The organism is Rhodopirellula islandica, from assembly GCF_001027925.1.
Classification (GTDB): domain Bacteria; phylum Planctomycetota; class Planctomycetia; order Pirellulales; family Pirellulaceae; genus Rhodopirellula; species Rhodopirellula islandica.
Window position 1 is genome coordinate 272,444 of the sequence record NZ_LECT01000031.1, and the last position, 22,308, is coordinate 294,751.

The 22,308-nt window shown below is 57.3% G+C and carries 15 protein-coding genes; 6 read left to right on the forward strand and 9 right to left on the reverse strand.

What is annotated here, in order from left to right; genetic code table 11:
• The first annotated feature begins 33 nt into the window (after positions 1–33).
• Together RISK_RS17240 and RISK_RS33620 are read left to right on the forward strand one after the other, a co-directional pair.
• Entirely contained in the window at positions 34–894 is an 861-nt protein-coding gene (locus tag RISK_RS17240) for an endonuclease/exonuclease/phosphatase family protein (protein ID WP_160311460.1), read from the forward strand.
• 491 nt (positions 895–1,385) lie between these two features.
• Positions 1,386–1,601, forward strand: a complete 216-nt coding sequence (locus RISK_RS33620; RefSeq protein WP_047815540.1) for an addiction module protein — start codon at positions 1,386–1,388, stop codon at positions 1,599–1,601.
• A 712-nt stretch (positions 1,602–2,313) separates the two neighbouring features.
• On the opposite strand, the gene RISK_RS17250 is transcribed toward RISK_RS33620, so the two are convergent.
• The 6 genes from RISK_RS17250 to RISK_RS17275 all read right to left on the reverse strand — a co-directional run bounded on the left by RISK_RS17250 (position 2,314) and on the right by RISK_RS17275 (position 10,585).
• Positions 2,314–2,505, reverse strand: coding sequence for a hypothetical protein (locus RISK_RS17250; RefSeq protein WP_047815541.1), 192 nt, complete (start codon positions 2,503–2,505; stop codon positions 2,314–2,316).
• Positions 2,498–3,919, reverse strand: coding sequence for a DUF1501 domain-containing protein (locus RISK_RS17255; protein WP_047815542.1), 1,422 nt, complete (start codon positions 3,917–3,919; stop codon positions 2,498–2,500). Before RISK_RS17255 ends, RISK_RS17250 begins: the two co-directional genes overlap by 8 nt.
• 3 nt (positions 3,920–3,922) lie before the next feature.
• On the reverse strand, positions 3,923–6,634 hold the full coding sequence (locus tag RISK_RS17260; RefSeq protein ID WP_047815543.1) for a PSD1 and planctomycete cytochrome C domain-containing protein: 2,712 nt from the start codon (positions 6,632–6,634) through the stop codon (positions 3,923–3,925).
• Positions 6,635–6,751: 117 nt separating this feature from the next.
• A complete protein-coding gene (locus RISK_RS17265; RefSeq protein WP_236696393.1) occupies positions 6,752–8,512 on the reverse strand; it encodes a CDC27 family protein in 1,761 nt (586 codons plus the stop codon).
• A gap of 89 nt (positions 8,513–8,601) precedes the next feature.
• On the reverse strand, positions 8,602–9,462 hold the full coding sequence (kdsA, locus tag RISK_RS17270) for a 3-deoxy-8-phosphooctulonate synthase (RefSeq protein WP_047815617.1): 861 nt from the start codon (positions 9,460–9,462) through the stop codon (positions 8,602–8,604).
• 139 nt (positions 9,463–9,601) lie between these two features.
• Positions 9,602–10,585: a diacylglycerol/lipid kinase family protein gene (locus RISK_RS17275; protein ID WP_047815618.1), complete on the reverse strand. Its 984-nt coding sequence runs from the start codon at positions 10,583–10,585 to the stop codon at positions 9,602–9,604.
• A gap of 426 nt (positions 10,586–11,011) precedes the next feature.
• Here RISK_RS17275 and RISK_RS17280 point away from each other — a divergent pair, with 426 nt between their 5' ends.
• Positions 11,012–11,431 carry a hypothetical protein gene (locus tag RISK_RS17280; protein WP_047815619.1) on the forward strand — a complete coding sequence of 140 codons (420 nt, stop codon included), beginning with the start codon at positions 11,012–11,014 and terminating at the stop codon, positions 11,429–11,431.
• Positions 11,432–11,746: 315 nt separating this feature from the next.
• On the opposite strand, the gene RISK_RS17285 is transcribed toward RISK_RS17280, so the two are convergent.
• Both RISK_RS17285 and RISK_RS17290 read right to left on the reverse strand, forming a co-directional pair.
• On the reverse strand, positions 11,747–13,102 hold the full coding sequence (locus RISK_RS17285) for a DUF1552 domain-containing protein (RefSeq protein WP_047815545.1): 1,356 nt from the start codon (positions 13,100–13,102) through the stop codon (positions 11,747–11,749).
• Entirely contained in the window at positions 13,099–15,201 is a 2,103-nt protein-coding gene (locus RISK_RS17290; RefSeq protein ID WP_047815546.1) for a DUF1592 domain-containing protein, read from the reverse strand. Before RISK_RS17290 ends, RISK_RS17285 begins: the two co-directional genes overlap by 4 nt.
• A gap of 188 nt (positions 15,202–15,389) precedes the next feature.
• On the opposite strand from RISK_RS17290, the gene RISK_RS17295 reads away from it, so the two are divergent.
• On the forward strand, positions 15,390–16,607 hold the full coding sequence (locus RISK_RS17295; protein ID WP_047815547.1) for an AAA family ATPase: 1,218 nt from the start codon (positions 15,390–15,392) through the stop codon (positions 16,605–16,607).
• 272 nt (positions 16,608–16,879) lie between these two features.
• On the opposite strand, the gene RISK_RS17300 is transcribed toward RISK_RS17295, so the two are convergent.
• Entirely contained in the window at positions 16,880–17,170 is a 291-nt protein-coding gene (locus RISK_RS17300; RefSeq protein ID WP_150122607.1) for a hypothetical protein, read from the reverse strand.
• A gap of 306 nt (positions 17,171–17,476) precedes the next feature.
• On the opposite strand from RISK_RS17300, the gene RISK_RS17305 reads away from it, so the two are divergent.
• Both RISK_RS17305 and RISK_RS17310 read left to right on the forward strand, forming a co-directional pair.
• Positions 17,477–19,216 carry a hypothetical protein gene (locus tag RISK_RS17305; protein ID WP_047815549.1) on the forward strand — a complete coding sequence of 580 codons (1,740 nt, stop codon included), beginning with the start codon at positions 17,477–17,479 and terminating at the stop codon, positions 19,214–19,216.
• An 8-nt stretch (positions 19,217–19,224) separates the two neighbouring features.
• Positions 19,225–22,203 carry a GlcNAc transferase gene (locus tag RISK_RS17310; RefSeq protein WP_236696394.1) on the forward strand — a complete coding sequence of 993 codons (2,979 nt, stop codon included), beginning with the start codon at positions 19,225–19,227 and terminating at the stop codon, positions 22,201–22,203.
• Positions 22,204–22,308 lie beyond the last annotated feature (105 nt).

Genomic DNA, 22,308 nt, shown 5'->3' on the forward strand with positions numbered 1-22,308 from the left:
TGGCGTGGCCTGTCCGCCCACGCATCGACGTCGATGGACGCCCCATCTGTGAATGGGCGGCCCCTGCGCATCGCGTGTTACAACATTGCTCACGGTCGCGGCCAATCGAAATCAAACTGGACTGGCGAATCGAAAGCCATGCGTCAGCAGCGATTGGACGAAATCGCGAAACAGATCGCGTCCGTTGATGCGGACATCGTTGTATTGAATGAGGTCGATTTCGACTCTTCTTGGAGCTTCTCCGTTAACCAAGCGGAGTACCTTGCCGAACAGGCAGGCTACCCGTACCGCGCGGAGCAACGAAACCTCGACTTCCGCGTCTTGTTCTGGAAATGGCGTTTTGGAAACGCGGTTTTGTCTCGCTTTCCGATTCGCGACTCGACGGTCATTGATTTCCCAAGCTATTCGCGCGCTGAAACACTGCTTGCGGGCAAAAAACGCGGGCTCGAATGCGTCGTGGATATTGAAGGAACACTCATCGATGTTGCTGGCGTGCATCTATCACATCGCAATGAAGGTGTTCGAACGAAGTCAGTCGATTTGCTCATGAATGTGACCAAACCAAAGCTGATTGCCGGCGACTTCAACTCAACACCCACTGGTTTTCCTCGGTCGACAACCGATGCATCAGAGGGAAATGCGATTGACAAGGTTGACGAAAACGCTCTCTTTCAACGTCGCCCCATTGATTCACCTTCGGGCGAATCTGAGTTTACCTTCCACTCAAGCGATCCCGGATCTGTGATTGACTGGATCCTCGCGTCTGACGACTGGCAAATCATCGACTACAAGGCGATTCCTTCGCTCTTGTCGGACCACCGCATGCTTGTCGCCGAGGTGATGCTGGTTTCCGATGCTCAGGAAGTTGAAAGCGGCAATGCAAACAAGCCGTGAACCAGGAAACTGATTCACGCGGCAACTGAAATCAAAGTCTTCCGTTCACGCCCGGTTTCGGCAGACGTGATCGTGATCGTGATCGAAACCAGCCCCGATTGTCCGCGCAAGCATTGGACCACCGTGTTCGTTTCGTGGCACCCACCAAACCTCTTTTTAAAAACGGCACGGCATCCGCATTTGCGGAGCGTCGTAGAGTGGCCGGCACCATCCGTCCCCCAAGAGTCGTATCTGGTAGACTCGATTTCGCGACAGGGAGCGTCCCGGTCGCTTCGTTGCTCGCCTCCCCAGTGCGGCGACAAAGTTCAACACACGATCGATCCACCAGTCAGGTGACCAAACTCAACCGCAACGCGGATCTTTTTCAACGCTCGACCAGCGGATAGATCGCAATTCGTTCACCGACTGAAATGCGGGCCCTCGCCGGCCCATGATCCCAGACGCCTGACATGCTACAATGAGCTCGCCTCATCATCACCGGAGACCCCCGAATGGTTCGCGATTCTGACCTTGCCGATCTGCCTGTCAGCGAGAAACTTCAGCTTATCACTGAGCTTTGGGATCAAATTGCCTCTCGAAGGGACAGCCCAGCTTTACCGGAGTGGGTTCGGGACGAGTCGAATCGTCGATTCGAGGCGATGGAACGCGATCCGGGAGCCTGCTTGACCGAGGAGCAAATGTGGCGACAGGTAGATGAAACGCGTTGATCGATTCAGCCCAGAATTCCCGTCCGACGTCACCGATGCTCTTTCATACTACGACGCGATCGCGATCGATCTTGGCAATCGCTTTCGGGACGCACTGAAATCTACTTCTTGTAGAAATTCGCGACCGCCCTGAATCGTTCGGGTACACCGATCCGCCGACACGCGGGGCAATGCTTTCCAGATTCCCTTACGTTGTCGTGTTCCGCGCAACGGAAAACCAACTCCATTTCGGCGGCGTTTTCCATTCGGCGTCAGAGCCAACTCGCTGGCGGAAACGCATGCGGCCAGCCTGAGGGATCGCCAATGCGGATTTGACTTTGCGTGAACGCGAAGGTTGAGTCACTTTCAATAGCAGCTTGCTTCGTTCGTCGCGGTTCGAAACGCGAACGCCTAGCCGAAGCTCAAGTGCCTACGACGGCCCCGTCCGGGGCGACCTGCTGGGGTCCGCCATCGGTCTCGGGGCTTCCGCCCCGAGCGAAGGACGGCAGCCCCATCCGGGGCAAACGGAGCACAAAACGCAAGAGCACAAGGTGCCAGCCAGCTTTCCAGAAACTCGTGCTCGTGCTCGTGCTCAGTCGCGCCAGCGACGGTGCTCGTAATCGTGATCGAAACCAGACGCGATTGTCCGCGCAATCATTGGATCACGAATGACTCGATATTGACCGACTCTCGATCGACGCCGTGGCTCGATCGTTGGAGACATCACCATCGCTCAGCGATTCGCGATGATCTCGCGATAAATCCCGATGGTGTCGCGGAGTCCGCAGCGGAGGACCATGCTGAGATCGAGCGAGATTACGAGCACCGCTTCGCTGAGCACGAGCACCGCTTCGCTGAGCACGAGCACGACGACGCTGAGGAGCCGGAATAGAAAGGCCTTGGGTTGGGCACTCTGATCAACCAATGATCTCGTCAACAACACGCCCGTGAACGTCGGTCAAACGGAAATCACGACCGGCGTAGCGGTACGTCAACTGTTTGTGGTCGTAGCCCATCAGCCGCAGAATCGTGGCGTGCATGTCATGCACATGGACTCGGTTTTCGACTGCTTTGAACCCCAGCTCATCGGTTGCCCCGACTCGCGTTCCTGCATTCACCCCGCCACCGGCCATCCACATCGTGAACCCGTAGTGATTGTGATCGCGGCCGTTCATTTTGCCTTGGTTGGACCCTGCCTTGGGCATTTCGACCACGGGCGTCCGCCCAAATTCACCGCCCCAAATCACCAGTGTCTCGTCCAGCAATCCGGTCCGCTTCAAATCGGTCAGCAACGCTCCAATCCCTTGATCGACGCCCTTCGCAACTCGTCGGTGAGCCTTGTCCAAATCATCGTGACTGTCCCAGGGTTGCCCAGCACCAGTGTAGAGCTGCACGAAGCGGACACCACGCTCGACCAACCGCCGAGCAATCAAGGCTTGCCTCGAAAAATCACCCTCGCCGTACATTTGCCGCGTTTCTTCCGTTTCGCGACTGATGTCGAAAGCCTCGGACGCTTCGCTTTGCATGCGATAGGCCAGTTCGAACGACTCAATGCGAGATTCCAAGCGAGGGTCGCTTCCACGCTGAGCTGCGTGTTGCTGATTCAGTTTGGCCAGCAGATCCAACTGCTCGCGTTGATTGGTTGGATGGACCGAACGCCCTCGAATGTTCTCCAGCAATCGCTCGACCGATGCGAAACTGCTGTCGATGTAAGTGCCTTGGTACTTGCCTGGCAAAAAACCATTCTGCCAGTTCTGTGACTCTTTGATCGGGTACCCACCTGGACACATCGCAATGAAGGAGGGCAGGTTCTCGTTGTCACTGCCCAAACCATAGGTCAACCACGATCCCATCGCGGGCCGGATCAACCGAGCCTCGCCACAGTTCATCAGCAACAACGAAGGCTCATGGTTGGGAACGTCGGCGTACATGCTGTTGACCACACACAGATCATCCGCGTGCTTGGCCGTGTGCTCGAACAACTCGCTGACTTCCAACCCGCACTCGCCGTACTGGTCCCATTTGTAGGGCGACCGCATCACGTTGCCCGTGGGCCGTTCGGTCTTCAAATTGGCCATCGGAGCCGACTTGCCATCGAACTCCTCCAGCGCAGGCTTGCGATCGAACGAGTCCACTTGGCTGGGACCGCCATTCATGAACAAGTGAATGACACGCTTGGCTTTCGCGGGAAAGTGTGGCATCACCTCCCCACCAAAGTTCGCTGGGTTGGGCAACCCAGACGCAGCGCTTTCACGGCACAGAGCGTCGGTCAGTGCGAGCGAGCCAAAGCCCATCCCGCAAACTTTCAATGCATCACGACGAGACAAAGGTAAATTCATGATTCAATCCACGAATGCGAATTCGTTGGTGAGGAACAACACCTGGGCCAATTGAGCCAGGCGATCCAAGTGAGGCAGTTCGGTCTTTTCAAAGGGGCCACTGAAATCGTCAACGGAGTTGGCTTCGACGACAGCCCCATCATTCGCCGTCGCTGAAATCTTCGATCGCCAAAAGAAACTATCGTGGCTCAACGTCGGACCGCTGTGAGCGATGAATTCGACGAATTCGCCTTTGCGGATCTTTCGTTTCCTGGCTGGCAGAGGTCGATTGCTGCTGAATTGTTTTTCGTCAAACACGACCTCACCAGCGATCCGAATCACCGCCTGAATCCCATCACCTTCTTTCGCCCGGTGGCCGACCATCCCGATAACTTTGACGACGCCATCCACGGGACTCCTCCAACGACGCACCACGGCACCGTTGTCGCCATGGCCGGGATGCCCGCCCTCGTTGGTCAGCCGTGCGTAGGTGAAGGATCCCGGACTGGGATACTCGCTCTCAATCTGCCAGCCGTTCTTTTCGAAAGTCGGGAAGGCCGTGAACCCTTCAAGCTGGTCGTCTTTCCAGGTTGCCGTCCCATACGTCCACAACTCACGCGGGTCCGCCTCGACCAAAGGTGGCAACTCAGCTGATGAGACAAACGAGACCGCTTGCTCCAACTCCGAGGCCGTGGGCTCTCGCTGCAACAAACGCTGAAACAGTTCGGTCACTTGTTTCGCGGACTCGCCGGAACTGGCACGCCGGACGTCACGTGCCGTCGCCAAGGCAGCCGAAGCCAGCTGGGGATGATTCAGCAAAAACAGAGCTTGCTGCGGAACCGTGGTTTCGTAGCGTTCCGGCGAATGCATGTCCGGACTTGCAAAGTCAAACGTGCGAAACAATCCCGGCAGGTTTTGGCGATTGATCATCGCGTACAACGTCCGGCGAGGCGTGACGGTCGGCGATGTGATCTCGACCGACTCACCTCCATACCGGCAATCCATCAGATTCGCCCCCACCAAGATGCTGTCGCGCAAGGACTCGAATTCACGCCGACGTCGTTCCGCTCTTGCGAGTGCGGTGTTGGTCGGATCACGGGCCAAAGCTTCCGCACTGACGGCGGATGACTGCTGATAAATTCGAGTGGACAAAATGCGGCGAATCAAACGCTGGGTGCTCCAGTGCGTTTGAAAGTCCACGGCTAGGTCATCGAGCACCCCGGGGATCGCTGGAGCGGGGGTCCGAAACCCGAAATCACTGGGTGAATCGACCAGCGGCCGTCCGATCAAATGCCCCCACATGCGATTGACATAGACGCGAGCGGTCAACGGATTCTCGGGAGAAATGACTTTCATGGCCAGATCCAGTCGGCCACTGCCCGCCTCAAACTGCGGTTCCTCCGCTTTGCGAAACGCGGTCAAGTACTGACGCGGTGCTTCTTCGCCACGGTTCCCACGCTGACCACGAATGTAAATCTGCTGCCCCCGTAGTTTGTCTCGATCCACCAACATCAATGGACTCGGCGCCGCGTCCAAGTCCTCCGGTGGCACACTGTTGTTGAGCACGTTGTAAAGCGAGTAGTAATCCATCGTGGGGATCGGATCGAATTTGTGATCGTGACAACGAGCACACGAAACGGTCAGCCCCAACAATCCTCGCGTGATCACATCGATGCGATCGTCCAAGGTGTCATCGTTTGATAAAAACTTCCGACCAATGGTGATGAATCCCATCGCGTCGGCGTTGCCGTTTTCGTTCTTGGGATCGGTTCGATCACCCGCCAATTGATGACGCACCATCTCATCAAATGGCATGTCTTCGGCAAACGCTTTCAGCACCCAATCTCGGTATCGATGCGATCCTTTGATCGTGCGTTCTTTGCCCGCGGTGGTGTATCCAATGGTGTCGGCGTACCGAGCAACGTCCAACCAATGCCGCCCCATCCGCTCGCTCATCCGTGGGTCTGCCAGCATCTGATTCACACGACGCTGAAAGGCATCGGGACGACGATCCTCACGAAACGACTGAAGTTCCTCGTACGTCGGTGGCAAACCGGACAAATCAAAATGCAACCGTCGCAGCAACGTGTCCCGATCCGCCATCTCGTTGACAGAAATCCCCAGTTCGCCGGCGTGCTTCGCCGAAAGGTCATCCATCAAATCGCGTGAGTTTGCATCCGTGGCAACTTGGCTTGCACGCAACTCCTCGCCACTCACACGTGTCGGGGGAACAAACGCCCAATGCGAATTGACATCTCGCTCGAGAGGCGAAAGCGACTCGGCGACCGAATGCTCCTCTTCGCGTGGATCGACTGCCCCGGATTCAATCCAGTGTTTCAGGATCGCAATTTCTTCGCCACTGAGTTTTTCATCCGGTGGCATCTCCAACCCGGATTCTTCGTAGCTGATCGCTCGCACCAACACACTTGCGTCCGCGTCGCCAGGGACGATCGATGCCCCCCGTGATCCACCCGCCTTCATCGCAGGGGCAGAATCCAGTCGATAGTCTCCCATCGATTCGCCGGATTCACTGGAATGACATTCGTAGCAGCGCTCGATCAGCAATGGTCGAACTTTGGCTTCAAAGAAGTCGAGTTCATCGGCGTTCGCACCGCCCGAAAAGACCAGTGATGCAGCGAGACAGAGACTCAGATTCCAAGCGCAGAACGAACGGATGGCCGAAAGGCGGCGCGCATCAAAAGACCGCTGGTCTCGACGTGATTGGCGGACGAGCATCGTCGGATCGCTTGCTGGCGGGAGGGAGGGTGGCAGGGACGGCCCAAGGTGGGAGGACGGAAGAGTATTCCGCCCCAAAGCCGACAGGGGCCATTGTATCACCGCACCTCGTCGAAGTCACTCTTGAAATGTCTTCGCGATCAATCTTGCTCGCAGCCGATTGCCATGCTCGCTGTAAGTCCGCTCCGATTTCAGCAACTCCTCGACTTCGTCCCAGTCTTTCGCGTGTTCTTTGGCACGGGCGAAGTTGTAACGAGCGGAATCTTCCCACATCGACATCTGGTCTTCGTCCAAGACTCGTTTCCCGAACCAATTGGCCGCCGTGTCGAATCGCCCATCATCGTACTGAACCAACGCCAGCCAATGAGTGGCCGTGCGTTTCCCCAATCGCATGAACATTTGAATCTGCTGCAGTTGTTGATCGTACTGAGAACTCTCAATCCCCAGCCCGCGTCGCAGACCGTAGCGTTTCTGCAAGTCGACGTTGATTCGCAAGTCTTCAATCTCAAACTCGGGAGCACGCTGTTCCAAGTACCGAGTCCGGGCCCCTTTGACGCCTTCGATATCATCGTCCGAGAAATGCCCGGTCAGGTGCTGCCAACGTCCGCTGGAAAGGTTGCGAGCCATGTCGTCTTCCCCATCCAACACCGCCCAGCGGGACAGGTACCAAAACGAGAACAATGGGTCTCGCTCGACCATCCGTTCCGCCTCGGCTTGATAAATCTGGCTCAACAACGGAAGGGACCAAATCCGCACCCCGGCAATCCCGGGAATCGCGTCCAACTGCTTTGCCACGGCGTCCACGTCCATCGACAGTGTCATCCGACGATCACCCGTCAGACCGTTTTGCAGTTTCTTCATCCGTGGTGAAATGGCTTCGATTCGGGCGTTCAGCAGAGCCACACTCTGCTGCACATCGGTCCGCGAGAGTGGGTAGTCGAAGTAACCGGCCACATCCAAGCGACGCATCACGGTCGGTTCTTTGCGAGCCTGTTCCAAGGTCGCAATGCCAACTTGGTCCGGCCCCGGAATCGGCAATCCCAATTCCGTTTCAAACAGATAAATCTGATCTCCCGCCAAAACGCCCACCGACCACGGTGTCAACGAACCGTCTTCATCCGACTGCAAAGCCAGCACGGCGGCTCGAACGCCGGCCTGCTCGCACAAAGCCGTGAAGACATTGGCACGCTGTATCGGGTCACCGCGACCTCGCCAAATGGTTTGATAAAGCGTTTGCCGATAGCCGGGTCCCTCCAGCTTCATGCCGAACGGCAGGGCTGGTCGCGGGATTTGCGGAGGCACCCCTTCTGAACTGTCGAGCGGCTCCGCGGCGATGTTGCGAATCGTCCAGTCGAACAACCGGCAGGCGGTTCGAAGTTGAGCGGCTGCGTCCTCGCCAATCTCTGCCGACAATCCCTTCAACCAATCGACCAGCAAAGGGTCTTCGCGAATGGGATCGTCCATCCACTGCACGGCGTGACGAAACAAATAGGCGTCCCGCAACACGGTCACATCAGTCGGTTGAAACTCTTCTCGAAGGATTTCCGCCCGCAGGTTTTCCTCTGGAATGACATCCGTCAGCGTGGACGCCAACTCGGGAATCTCGCCCGAACCATCGTCGCTGGATTGATTCTGGGACCACTGGTTCAAGTGATAGGAAATTTGCCGACTGGCTTTTTCCTCGTTCAACCCCACGAACTGACTGAGCAGCGAAACGGTTTCCCCAAGGTGATCCTGCTGGGACTGTTGTTGCAGTGCGACCTGACGCTGGGTTTGAATCCGACGAACGGTTTCCGAGTCGTCGGTGCATCCGGCCAGCAACACCGCGGCAGATGCCATCCAGGCCAGAACCGAAGCGGGCGAAGAAGCGAACGTCATGGTTTGTTTGGCGAAGTGGAGCACGGCGGGAACAAACAGAGCGGCGAAGAAAAGAACAGCATTTCGAAACGTTGCATCGCAGATGCCGGTCAGCCATCGAGGCTGTCGACCGTCTCTCGCAATCGCAACAAGCGGTCCAACGTTCCCGCGAATTCGTCCAGCGGGATCATGTTTGGCCCGTCACTCGGCGACGTTTCTGGGTCGGGGTGCGTCTCGAAAAAGAGAGCGTCACACCCGATGGCTACGGCCGCGCGAGCCAATGGTTCAACCATTTCCCGATTTCCGCCCGTCGCCCCGCCCAAGCCACCCGGTTGCTGGACACTGTGAGTCGCATCAAAAACGACGGGGACTCCCAACGACCGCATGATCGGAATCGACTGCATGTCGTTGACCAACCGCCCGTAACCGAAAAACGTGCCCCGCTCGCAAGCCATCACGCCGCCATCGCCGGACCCTCGCAATTTGTCGATCACGTACCGCATGTCTCCCGGCGACATGAATTGGCCCTTTTTGACGTTCACAGGACGCCCCGTGCCCGCCGCGGCGACCAACAAATCCGTCTGACGCGCCAAAAAAGCCGGGATCTGTAGCAAATCGCAAACCTCGCCCACCATCGCGGCCTGCTCCGGCAAATGAATGTCGGTCGTCACCGGCAATCCTGTGTTCGCCCGAACCGCCTCCAAAAGCCCGAGTCCTTGTTCGATCCCCGGGCCGCGCTGCGATGCCAAACTGGTCCGGTTGGCTTTGTCGAACGAAGCTTTGAAGATCACCTGAACGTCGGGACGCTGGTTGATCCGAGCCAATTCCTCGCCGATTTGGAGCGCCAATTCACGCGACTGCAACACGCACGGTCCAGCGATGACCAACAGTGGTTCTCCCGGGCCACACACGTAGTCGCGAATTGAAACGGGTTGAATCTTCGGAGTTTCGGGCATCGGTTCGCGGGCCATGCAGGTCGGGCGGATCGGAAACAATCGAACCATCACCAGCCGATCGACTGTTCTTTCGAATCAGGCAGGCAATGGAATCGCTTCATTTCATCTTGGCGTTTGCCGGATTCATTGCCAATCGGACTGACAAAATCAACCGTCAATTGGCAGCCCGGAGCAATGTCACGTGGTCGGGCAACACTTCAATCTGAACCGGCAGTCTCCCAGCGTAATCCCCATCGACCTGATACGGCACTCGCGAAAGACTGGACCAAATGATCTTGGTCGCTTGGTAGCGAAAGACATCGGAACGCTTCAAATGGCGACCGCCCGGCAACGCCATCAAATACCGCAGACCAGCGATCACGGAACCGTAAGCCAGGTTGATCAGATCCAATTGCCCGTCGTTTCCATTGGCTTCAGGTTCAATGGGCAGCGAGGCCGCGTAACAAGGCAAATTGAAAGCCATCATCCAACAACCGCTGGTCCGAACCGTTTGCTTCCGCTCAAGTGCCCCCGAAGACGTTGTTCGTCCCTTTGTGCCGACGCCGATCTTCTCTGGAGCCGAAACCGGCATCGCCTGTTCCATCTCCGCATCAATCACAGGAAACGCGTACCGACGAATGGCTCGCCAAAGCGGCCCGGCGTAGCTGAAACGATTGATGTGACCGCGACGTGTCAAATGCATCGCCCGCACGACCTCTGCGTCGAAGCCCGCCGTGACCATCACCAGAAACAACCTTCCGTTGGCTCGGCCGGCGTCGACCCTCATCGCGTCTCCCTGACGAATCGTCGCCAACACGTCCTCGGCACGCCGCGAATACCGGTAGTAACGAGCCAATAAATTTTCGGTGCCCATCGGCATCGGGATCAAGGCACTGCCTGGTGGCAACTTCCCCGCCAGCAGCGCCAGAGTCCCATCGCCCCCGGCCCCGACCACGGCCACGTCGTCCGGCAGTGAATCGGCCTCGCCCACTCGCTCGGCAAGTTCGACCAAGTTGTCGATCCGGCGACAAGTCAGGCCGCCGGCGCGACACAGCTCGATCAAACGCAAAATTTCTCCGCGTCCCGCACCGCTCCCCGCCTTGGGGCTGGTGAAGATCCAGACCTCACGAATTTTCCGTTTCGAGTCCACAGCGGGCACAGTCAATTGCTTTTTGGAGAGCGAGTTTCAACGACAGGAAAGAACCGAGGCGAAGTGTCAAACAATTTGCATCTCGGTGATAGACGAAATCGGGGATCCAATCAGAAGGCAGCCACCCACTGCGACGTTGTGTCGTTCGCCTGTCACTTGACCAGAGCCTGTTTGGACGCCGAGGACGCGTTCCAACCTGAGTTTTTCGAGTCATCAAAATTTTGTGCCCTCACCGCGAGAGCCCCAGCACACCGCGGGAACGCCCGATCGCAGCAAAAACACACGGATTCGTTTGCCCGCCCGTTTTTTGCAACCTAGGCTTCGGCGGAACCCACTGACAACTGTTTTGGGCTCCGCATTCGCTTCGACTTCACTTTCTCGAGCAATCCTGTGCAACTGCTGCGTCGTTTTTGGGCCCCTGTGATCATCCTGCTCATGGTAGCGATCCACGCTGCCGTGATTGGCTATGTTCGCAGTCGCGTGGCCCGGCTGAGCAACATGCAGAGTTCAGCAATCGAAATTGGGCACTTGCGATTCCAGAATCCCAACGTGCCAAACAGTACGTTTCAATTTCAATTGCACGCGATCGTGGACCCATCCCGCCGTTTTCGTGGTGAAGAGCGTTTGAAGCTGAACCAGCTTCCCATCACCGAAGCCGCCGAACAAATGCTGCGACAAGTCGAAGCCACATGGCTGAACGACCCCGCCCAAAAAGAAATTCGCGAGCGACTGATGGACGTCGTCCTGCAACACCTGGATGAACCGCTGGTGCAACGAGTCGTGATCACCGATTGGCTGTGCCTCCCCAGCCAATCCGTCCCCATGGACAGCTCGTTCACCACCGCCTCGCTGTAACCAGCGTCTTGACGCAACGACAGCCGAGCAAGGAATTTTCCTTGTTCCCAGGCTCTGCCTGGGAACACACTGTCTTGGAGGCTCCGCCTCCCGATCCTGCCGCAGCAGGCGGAGCCTGCAGTGCATTGCGTTCCCAGGCAGAGCCCGGGAACGAGAAAAGCCTCCTTCATAAAACCGATGTCCCCGGAGTCACTTGGGACGCATTGCATGCCGCTCCCAACCTTCAAGCATAAAACCGGCGTCCCGAGCGAATGCGGGTTAACTGCCTCGCGGTCCAACCCCAAGGCTCGCAAACCCCACCTCGGTTCGATTGGGCTACGTCCGCGCCGCCATCAACGCATCGATCGTTCCAGTGCTGTCGGCGAAACGGGGCATGGGGATCCCCAACAAACGAGCTTGCGTCAACCACAGGTTGGCGAGCGGTGTTCCCTCAGGCAGGTTGATATGGCGTCCAGATGCGACCCGTTTTCCACCACCGGCAACAACGATCGGCAAGTCGTTGTATTGATGCGTTGACCCGTCTCCCAAACCCGATCCATAAGTGAACAAAGTGTTGTCAAGCAGCGTGGAACCATCGGCCTGCTCGATAGAATCCATCTTCTCCAGCAGAGAAACATATTGCTCCATGTGGAAGCGATCGACCTTCAACAAATCATCAATCATTTTGGTTTGATTGTGGGACATTTGATGGTGACTGCGAGGCTTGTCGAACAAGCTTTCGTACTTGAACGGCGTGTCCCATCGCTCAGGACCCACCATGAAAGTCGCCACGTTGGTCAACCCCGTTTGCAGAGCCACCACCATCAGATCACCCATCAAGCGGATGTACTCTCCGCGCGGCAAGTAGGCTTCGGGCGGCTCGTCCAACTGCACGCGAGAGAGTTGGGACTTCATTTTCTCCAGTCGATCCATCTGCGTCTCGATCGATCGAATCGAATCGAAGTACTCGGCGAACTTGTGACGGTCTTCGTATCCCAAGTGCATCTTCAAATCGCGGGCGTCCTCGAGGACCAAATCCGTCACGTCTCGGTAGCGATCGATCTCCTGGGTCGAGAACAGCCGATGATACATTTTGCGAGGGTCGCGAATGGACGGCGCCAAGTGCCCGGTGCCATACCACGAGATGTTGTCGAAGTAGATCGACTCTTTGTTGTCACGGTGGCTATTGCAACTGAACTCCAGCGTTGGAAAGGGTGTTTCAGTCCCGATGGCATCCGCCACCAAATGGTCCAGCGTTCGATCGAGCGGCCAAGCCGTCCCTTCCACCGTGTACGGCACCGCGCTGCTCAAGTAACACGACGCACACTGCGCGTGCACATCGGTCCCTTGCTGAAACGTCCGGTCCATCCCCGTGATCAGATTGACCTTGTGCTTGAAGGGCTCCAAAGGTTCCAGCGTCGGCGTCAATCGATCCAGCGGTTCGTCGCTGGCGAACGGGTTTTGTTTCCCCAACGACTTCATCACGTTGCCGAGATTGCCTTTGGGGATCACATCCTCGGACTCACCCGGAAAGAACCCGCGCCGGACGACTCCGATGGGCACATAAAAATGAGCCATACGCAGCGGCACGTTGTTGGCCTGCCCCGCCATGGCAATGCTGGGCATCCAAGGCAACGCCAAAGAAGCTCCGCCCAGCCCGCGAAGGAAACGACGTCGAGTGGTACGAATCATGGCCCTGGATTGCTCGCAACTTGCGGGAATGATTTGGTTTGAAAGGGTTCGCTCAAAACAACTTGCCGAAGCAAGGTGTGCATTTTGTATTCGTCTGCGGCGACGGTCGCCGTGATCTCATCCAACGCGACTCGGTCGGCAGCACTCAAAGGCCGAGCCAACGCGAAACTTAGTAGATGCCCCGCCAGGGCCTCGGTGAACCGATCCTTCTCCGCCAACAAGGCATCCTTGAACTCGATCACATTTTCGAAACGATGCTTGCGAAGCAGTGTTCCCGCCATATCGACCTCGCGACCGTTCTCGTATTGATCTCGCCAAACACCGATGGGATTGAAGTTCTCCAGTGCGAATCCCAAGGGGTCGATCTGTTCGTGACAGCCTTTGCAGTCGGACCGTTTCCGGTGCATGGACAGCCGTTCCCGAAGCGTCAAATGCTCTTCGCCCTCCGCCGGCTTTTCGCCCAAGGCAGGCACATCCGCGGGAGGTGGCTCGGGCGGGTTGTTGAAAATCACTCCCGCCAACCAAGCCCCTCGGGTGATCGGCTGGGTGCGTTCTGGCCCCGATGTCATGGTCATCACGCCCGCGTTTGTGATCACGCCGCCGGTGCGTCGATCCTCGATCGGCAATCGACGAAACCGGATGGCTTGCACCGCTCCGCCCTTTCGCTCGGAATCGGTCGCCAACTCGCCGTAGGCATCCTCCAACAGATCGGATCGATACGTGAAATCAGAATCGATCAATTGGGTGATCGGTTGGTTTTCAATCAAGACCGTCTCAAACAGCAACAACGGTTCCAGCATCATGTGCATGCTGTCCCGGTACTTCAAGAAATAGAATTGCGGGAACTCATCGGGATTGGGCACCGATGAAATGATGCGTTCGAGTTGCAACCACTGCGAAGGGAAGCTGTCGCAAAAACGTTTGAGTTTCCGATCGCGAATCATGCGTTCGAATTGTTCGGTCAAAACGTCCGGCTGATGCAGACGTCCTTCGGCAGCCAGGGCCAGCAACGTTGGATCCGGAATGCTGCCCCAGAGGAAGAAGGACAAGCGAGAGGCGAGTTCATAGTCATCCACTGGGGAAGCCGTTTGCGTCTCGCCCGATGTGTCATACAGATAAAGAAAGCGGGGCGACGAAATTGTCGCCGCCGCAACCGCCTTCATGGCGACGGGAAAGTCGGTTCCCTGCTCGAGATTCCGACTCACGAACTGGCAATAACGGTTCAACAACGCATCACCGACCGGACGTCGAAACGCACGCGTCAAAAAGGGCTTCAACCGCTTTCGAACCACCCGATCAAGATCCGCCTCGGCAGCTGGCGCCGCAAAGAACGACCTCCACACACCAACATTCTTGGGTTCGAAATCAGGGCTCTCGGTGATCGATTGCCCGAGCTTCAAAAACGACTCCATCAACAGCGGCGACAACGACAAGTGATCGGCTTGGTTGTCGTAACCATGTTCGGCTCGCAAGTCTTGAGGGAACGCCGCGACGCCCGCCAGCCGAGGCTCGATCAACTGTGACTTCCCCAGCGGCCGACTGCCCGCCAACAATTCGTCGGGCATTTTTCCCGAGGCCGGTTGAAAGTATCCCCGGTGTTCTCGCAGCATGCGTTCCGGCAACGTGAACACGATGCATTTCAAATCAAACAGATCCACCACCGCGTTGTTGTACTGAAACCGATTCATCCGTCGGATCGGCGTGCGCGGATATTGCTTGGTCGCGGCAACTGCATCGTGCAGGGTCGCTTGCAACTTGGCGAGCAATTCCTGGCGGATTTCTGCTGGCAATTCCGGCTCATCCTCCGGTGGCATTTCCTCCAAGTCCAACACATCGACCAGGCTTTGCAATCGATCCAGATCCTCCGCCACGTTGCCGTGGTTGATTTCCGTCAAAGCCATCTCGCCGGCTGGTTCCTCCCCCGCGGCATGACACTTCACGCAGTGAGTTTGCAAAACAGATTCCAGCGAAACGGACGTTTTCGTCAACGCGTCCGCAGCGGTTCCATCGGGTTCGGAGGCGGGTGTCGAAGCGACCGACAAAACCGTCAACGCACAGATCGTCAGGAATTCAGTGCATCTCAGCGGATGATTCCGCATGGGACAGAGTCTTCCACAAGGCAGGAAATAGAAGTGGGGGAGGGACACACAGTGTAGCAAAGCCGGTCACCCACGTTTTCCCGCTTTTTGTTGAGGGGATTTCGACGTCCACCTCGCAGGTACTCCCGACAACCCAATCCGGCATCCAACCGCCATTCAAATCGCCCCCCTCCCAAGCGAGAAGACCGATGAAACCCGCCATCATCCTATCGATTCCGTTCCTGCTCGCTCTTGCGACGACCACCTTGAACGCCTCTTCCATCCCCAGCAACATGCCCGAAACGCGAGCCATCGACAGTGACTTGGCTCGGATCGAAAGGGAGTGCCAAACGCTCCAAAACCGCCTCACTCAACTCCGACACCAGGTCAAAACAGCTCGTGACGGGGTGAATCATGCCGTCGACGCAACCAAAGCGATCAAGGCCACCGACGAGCGGTTGATCAAGCTGATCGACAATCTCAAACCCTACACATCGGTCCCGAAGGTTCGCACCATCGCTCGCACGCTTCGCAAGAATCTGCAACGCGTCCAAGAACAGATTCATGCGTTGCGAAAGAAAACGGACCGAATGGAGAAAGAAGTCCTGCGTCCAGCCAAAGAAAACCTGCGTGAACTGGAACAATCGATCCTCGGTGGCGAAGCCAAACTGGCGAGCTACCGCAAGACGATCTCGGTCTGGCGACGCGATTTACAAACCAACGCCGCACGTGCCAACTCGATCCCCGGTGGAGCGGTCGCCTTCGATGCAACCTCGCGACTGGCCCGGCCAACCGTTCGATCGATCTCCAACACACTCACCGAAACACGTCAGTCGGTCGACCGAGTGGGCAACCACCTGACCAAATGGAACGATCCCGTCCGCGCCTTCATGACCATGGACCAATCGCTCAGCAAGTTCGAAAAGAAACTCGCTCCCGCGGAAAAGACCGCCGCCAAATTGCAAAGGACGCTGGGCAAAAAACTCTCGATCAAAATCCCGTTCTCGAAGAAGACCGTTTCCTTCAGCATTCGCGAAATCTTGGAAAAACCGGGCAAGGTCCTCGGCGTCGTCTTGAAGCCACTTGAGAAGCTTGCCGACAAAGTGCTTCAACCAGTCCTGAAAGAATTGAAGCTAGAAATCAAAGCCCCCAGTGGCACTGCCAACTTGAGCAGCGAACTGAATCAACTGCCGTCGATCGAGGCCTCCCTGCGACGCGAAGCCAATCACTTGCAACAACAAGTCACCATGCGGTTGCAACAAGCCTTCCAAAATTGGAATCGCGTTCAACCTGGTCTGCCGCGGCATTTGACATCAAAAACTCAACCACCGAAGCGTCCCGTCGTTCAAGAACGCCCGGCACAAAATCCCCCCGGCTCGCGACCAGGATTGGTTCGCGAACTGCCAGCGATGTTCCTCCAGTTCTAAGGCAAAAACAGGTCAACGGCTGACAACGTTTGTGCTGCCCCATTCGTTTGGATGAAGGCAGCACTGGTTCGTGCCACACCAAGACCAGGCAGTCAGTCGCCCCAGTCGTCAGTCGGAGCGGCTTTCGCATCATCTCTTCGACCGATTGGGCTGCGAACGGCTAACGCCGCGAACGGCGAGCAAGGTACGCGGCGTACTCTTCGACCGTGATGATTCCATCATGATCGACATCCGCGGATGCGGGACTCATCAACATCGGCTGCCACTCTTGCTCAACGAGCCAACCGGAACCGATCGAATTCGTTCGGCAGCTGAGCACAGGCGATCAACGCGTTGCGACGGATCGAGTTCGATGGGTCACTGACGGCCATTTCGAAAAGCCGATCGACGATCTCGCTGGGGAACTGCGTCGCATCCGCCTCGACGTTCTGCTCCGCGGGCTCCTGCCCCTGGATCCCATTGCTAGACGTGGAAAGAGCCACCACAAAAACGACGGTGCCGACGATGAAGTGTTTCCACATGTCCAAGATCCCATGGGGCAAGAAAATGATCCATTGAGCCATCAGCTTGTCCCATTTGAAATCGCAACGACTGGACAACCAACCGTGGCGAAGCCAGGGGCTTGCTCGGATTGACCCGAATTTTCCTTGGTCAGCCCAACTTTCCCTGCTCGATTTGAAAGATCCTTCAACAGTGAAAAACACGGTTTTCAAACGAAACCGGGGTTCTTTTTCGCGTGGAAGTGACTCGCAAAAGCCCGTTTGGGAGTTTCCCCCCTCATCAGCTAGAATGATCCGGTGGTGCCCACGCGGTGTCTACGATCAATTGCTGATGATGATTCGCAATACATTGGACTTTTGGATGACGGCATGACGGGGAAGACCATTCACGAACTGCTGGAATTGCCCGAGCACGTCACGTCGCCGCATGCTTACCAAGTCTTTGGGCTGAATCCGGGGGAGTCCAATGCTGCCACGATTCACGAAGCCATCGCGCAGCGAATCAACCAGCTGAAAACAGCCAAACCCGCGACGGCGCCTGAAACCTGGTCCCGGGCGGCTCAGGTCTTGCAAACCGCTCAGCGGACGCTAACCGATCCCAAGAAGAAAGCCAAACTGGACGCCCGGTTCGGCATCGTCTCGATGGACGCCTCCACTTCGGCCCCCGCAGCCAACACCACTCCAAACTCCGCGCCCGCGGCACCGGTGGTGGATCCTTTGGCTGCATTGCTGCCGACCAGCCCTTCGCCGAGCGCTGCGACGCCACAACCGACTGCTCCGACCAGCGCTCCCGCTCCAGCGCCCGCCACCGAACCTGTGATCGCGGAAGTCGTGGAAGCCTCCGTTGTTGGTGGACCAGTTTCAAGCGCCCCCGCGGTCGATCAGGTGCGCGTCACTCCGGGGCCGGCCCCGGCTACAGACCTTGGCAACCTTTCGACGACGACCGCTTCTTCGCCCAACCCATCCCCAGCACCACTGGTCGTGCAATCTCGATCGCCGTCCGCTGCTCGTGCGCGTCGCCGCCAGAGTTCCGGCGGTTGGTTGATGGGCGGATTCCTGTTGCTGGGGTTTGTCATCGTTGGATTCTTGGCCGCGTTCTTCTTCTGGGGACCAGGCGAAGTCCAAGTCGTTCGCAGCAACGATGGCATCACGATCCGAACCAAGAACGACAACGCGAATCGCCCCGGACAATCTCAATCGACGGTGGTCGATCGAGCCGAACCAGCTCGGCAAGGCAAACCATCCAGCGACGGAATCATGAAACGACCGGGCGCCGGTCAAGCTGCCTCGGGGGACTCGTTGGGCAATTTCTTGTCCAATCCTGATTCGATGCCCGACGCTTCCATCCCTGATGCTGGGCCGACTCCCGGGATGGGGATGCAAGCCGACGCAACCGACAACATGCAACCCAGTGGTCCCCAACCAGGCGTTGGCGGCATGTCCCCAGCCACATCCGGCATGCAGCCCGAAGGGATGCAGCCCACCCCCGAGACATCCCCCCCAGATCCATCCCCACCGATGGGAATGACACCAGAGACACCTCCTGAAGCGACGCCAGAAAGCATTCAGGCAGGCGAAACCGCCATCACCGCCGCAGAAAACGCAATCCGCCAATCCGATTGGTCAACGATGAAGACCTTGGCGGAAACCGCTGAGAAAGCCGCGGCAAACGAGGAACAAGTGACGCGTGCCGAAACCGTTTACCAAATCACCGACCTGGCGACGTACTACCGCGGCGGCGTTTCTCGAGCGATGGCGAATCTGAACGCGGGCAACGAGTTCAACGTGACCGACGCGATTTCGCTGTTGGTGGTCGAAGCGAGCGCCGACCAACTGATCGCGCGCCGTGGAGCCCGCAACTACACCTACCCGCTCAACGAAGTTCCGTTTGTGGTCTCTCAAGCCTTGGCCGCGTTTCAATTGCCGATGGAATCCGAAACCGGGCAAGCCGCTCAGGCCGTCTACGAGTCGATCGCCTCCAAATCCACTCCCGAGGTCCGCGCGGACGCGGTGAGCATTTTGCGTTCGTTGCAAAATGTTGAGGGTGCCGACGTTCAACGGATCGCAGAGTGGATTGAAACCCGATACACCCCCAACACTTCGCAGTGACCATCACCTTGAGTACCAAGCTAGCGTTCGCAATCGTTGCCGGGTGCTTCATCGCCTGCATGACTCCCGTTCAGCTTGCCTGGAGTGTTGACCAAGAACCGTCCACTCCGGACATGCCCTCGCCCCAAACAGAGATGCTGGCCGCATCCGAATTTGATGATCGAGTCCAGACCACCCTGCGATGGTGGAGCGACCGCGATCAATGGCGATCCGATGTGATCCAGGCCACTCGCCATCCCGATCCCGAAATTGCAGACCGTGCTCGTTGGGTCCAATCGCAATGGCAGCGAGGAATTCTCACTGACACACCGACGAAACTGGTGAACGTCCTCGCGAAGGTCACTCCCGCCGAAGCAATCGAAGTGTTGCTCGAAGCGGGTCGCTTCAATGCCGCCACGGTGGCGATCGAAGAGGCCTCCGGGACAATTGAATACGAAGCGATTCTCGCGCGAGTCTCGTTGGTCGTGGAATCTCGTTACCCGATCTACGCTCGAATCGCGATCCTGCAGGATTCGTTGCCCGACTTGATCGCGTTTCTCAACTTGGCATCCGCCAACAAGAAAATGGCATTGTGTCGCGACGACCTGATTCGACGTCCAGGCGATTCGCCCACACTTCCCGCGTCCGCTGAAAACTGGCGTGAGGACCAACGCGCCGAAGCCTTGTGCGTGATGCACTTGCTGCGAGGCAACCACGACGCCGCCACTGAAATCGCCCAACAACACGACGAACTTGCCCAGCAAAATCTGGCCGGCACCGACGAAACGAACTCTTCACGGCACTCACTCAATCGAGTCGTTCGGATGGTGATATCCGATTGGAATGCGATCGCCGAAGAATCCTCTCAAGCAGCCAAGCGGCTCGAACAATCGGCTCAAAAAGGAACGCCCGTCAGCAAACTGAATGCGCGCGACGAAGCCATTCGACATTGGTCCGACACGTTGATCGCCGCGACACGATCCGGCAACACCTCACTGCGTCAAGAAGCCATCCAAGCCTTGACACGAGACAACTCGAAAAGCTTGTCACCATCCTACGAAACGCTGCGTTGGCGATCGTTGTTGATCCACGGCGAAGTCGACACGGCGATCGACATCCTGGAAAAACAATCCCCGCGTGAGGCAGCCTCAGTTGCAATCAAGACCTCTCGGCATGCACGTGGTTTGCAGTTGCTGGGCTTCGACGCAGAGCAACTGGACACACACCTGGAACAATGGCTCGATGAAGCCATCGGTCAACAACGCAGTGTCCCGGAAAAGGAACTGACCTCTGGTTCGGATGTCGCCCCCCAAGACAAAGTCTTGGATTGCCTCGCGTTGATGCGCGTGGCAATCGACGTGGGGCGGAACGACATCGCCTACCGGATCGCAACGCAACTCTCCGATTCACGGCTGTATGTCAAAGCCAGCCCCGGTCGCGAATCGGTCCTGACGCGGCACTTCGTTTTGGCAACGTTGGCTGCCACCGCGAAAACGGACTGGATCTTCGAACTGGCTGCACCAGAAAAACCCAGCCTCCTGTCGCGTTTGTCACTCCGGCTGGTTTCGCGGGTGGTGGATCCAACCAGCGAAGAACTCCTGTATTACCTGAACTGGTTTCTCTTTCAACATCGCCCGGACTGGTCCACCGAGCAATGTTTCCTCACAGCCTGCGAGATCGCGAGAGCCGAGCCGAAAGACGTGCGTCGACATCGTGAATGGATCGATTTGCTTGGCGAGCACCTTCGTTCGGGGGAATCCGAAAGCGATCTCCAACTACGCACCAAAGTGGATGAGTACACCTTGTCCGAATCGGATATCCCGTCGTCCGAACAATGGAAACTGCTCTTTGAAGCACACGGACGCCCCGACCTCGTCCGCGCGATCGTTCGCGGCCAAGCGAACAACGGCGACTTGCAGGCTCAACTGAACTTGCTCACCGATCGACATCGTGATGAATGGCATGCTCCCACCCCGGAAGACTTCGAAAGCATCTGGCAAGAACTGACCAGCGAACCGCAAACGGTTTTGAATTCGGGACTTCGCGATGACGCGATGATCGGCTTCGAGATCGTCCTGCAGCAATTCTTGTTCGCCCAGCGTGATGGCGATCAACCACTGGCCGATCAACTTGGAGAACAACTGCGGGTCATGGCAGCTTCCCCATCGACCGACATGCGACAAAAAATGGCGGACGCGTTGGCTGGCGCGGGCATGTGGGATCTGGCCGAAGATCTCTATCAATCGCTGCTGCTGGTCACAGCCTTCGAATCGGACGAAACGCTGGCCTTGATGGACATCGCCCGGGCCTACAACCGGTTTGTTTTGCGACGCACCACGGCCACCTCTCCCGACGAAGGCAACGCTGCCGAAGCGGAACTGGAACGCTTGCCATCCACCGTCATTGAAAAACGCCAGCGAGCCATCTGCTGGTACGACCTCGGTTTCGCGGGAACCTTGGCCGCCTCGGACTATCAAGAAATCAACTACGTCACTCTGCCCCAGTTGATCTTGAGGAATCAATTGGAACTGATTCTTCAGTCCGATCAGCAGCAATTGACCTCCGAGGAACAACAAGAAGTCAAGCGTCTCTTTGAGTTGCTGCTTCGCTTGGAACCCATCGACATCCACTCCGCGGAATTGATGCTGCCACGAATCAAGCAGTTGGGCATGACGGAATTGGCCGACGAATGGCTCAACCGAATCGTGGACGCGGGCCAGCAGCACATGCGTCAATTCCCGCTCGATGCGACCGCCGCCAACAATGTGGCTTGGTGTGCCGTTCGCAACCATTCGCGATTGGATGACGCGCTCGATCTGTCACGCCAAGCCGTTGCGATGGAACCGGACAGCGCCGTGTACCGAGACACACTCGCTGAAATCTTGGCTCAAAGGGGCGAAATCACCCAAGCCCTGCAGCTGGAACGAACCAGCCTCTTGGATGATCCGGGCCAATGGCACCTGCACCTGCAAATCGACCGCTTCGAGTCGATGAAGCAAGCTGAGTAGCGCCTCGCTCATCCCGTTGGGAAGCTGCGTCCATTGAGGCCGATGGTCAACGACCAAGTTCCCCCCACAGCCTCGTTTCAGGAGAGGTGCAGCGTACGCTTCCGC

Bases quoted from the DNA above. Each gene is read 5' to 3' on its own strand.
- RISK_RS17240 (WP_160311460.1), top strand. From the start codon at position 34: ATGGACGCCCCATCTGTGAATGGGCGGCCCCTGCGCATCGCGTGTTAC.
- RISK_RS33620 (WP_047815540.1), top strand. From the start codon at position 1,386: ATGGTTCGCGATTCTGACCTTGCCGATCTGCCTGTCAGCGAGAAACTT.
- RISK_RS17255 (WP_047815542.1), bottom strand. From the start codon at position 3,919: ATGAATTTACCTTTGTCTCGTCGTGATGCATTGAAAGTTTGCGGGATG.
- RISK_RS17260 (WP_047815543.1), bottom strand. From the start codon at position 6,634: ATGCTCGTCCGCCAATCACGTCGAGACCAGCGGTCTTTTGATGCGCGC.
- RISK_RS17265 (WP_236696393.1), bottom strand. From the start codon at position 8,512: ATGACGTTCGCTTCTTCGCCCGCTTCGGTTCTGGCCTGGATGGCATCT.
- kdsA (WP_047815617.1), bottom strand. From the start codon at position 9,462: ATGGCCCGCGAACCGATGCCCGAAACTCCGAAGATTCAACCCGTTTCA.
- RISK_RS17280 (WP_047815619.1), top strand. From the start codon at position 11,012: ATGGTAGCGATCCACGCTGCCGTGATTGGCTATGTTCGCAGTCGCGTG.
- RISK_RS17285 (WP_047815545.1), bottom strand. From the start codon at position 13,102: ATGATTCGTACCACTCGACGTCGTTTCCTTCGCGGGCTGGGCGGAGCT.
- RISK_RS17290 (WP_047815546.1), bottom strand. From the start codon at position 15,201: ATGCGGAATCATCCGCTGAGATGCACTGAATTCCTGACGATCTGTGCG.
- RISK_RS17295 (WP_047815547.1), top strand. From the start codon at position 15,390: ATGAAACCCGCCATCATCCTATCGATTCCGTTCCTGCTCGCTCTTGCG.
- RISK_RS17300 (WP_150122607.1), bottom strand. From the start codon at position 17,170: ATGGCTCAATGGATCATTTTCTTGCCCCATGGGATCTTGGACATGTGG.
- RISK_RS17305 (WP_047815549.1), top strand. From the start codon at position 17,477: ATGACGGGGAAGACCATTCACGAACTGCTGGAATTGCCCGAGCACGTC.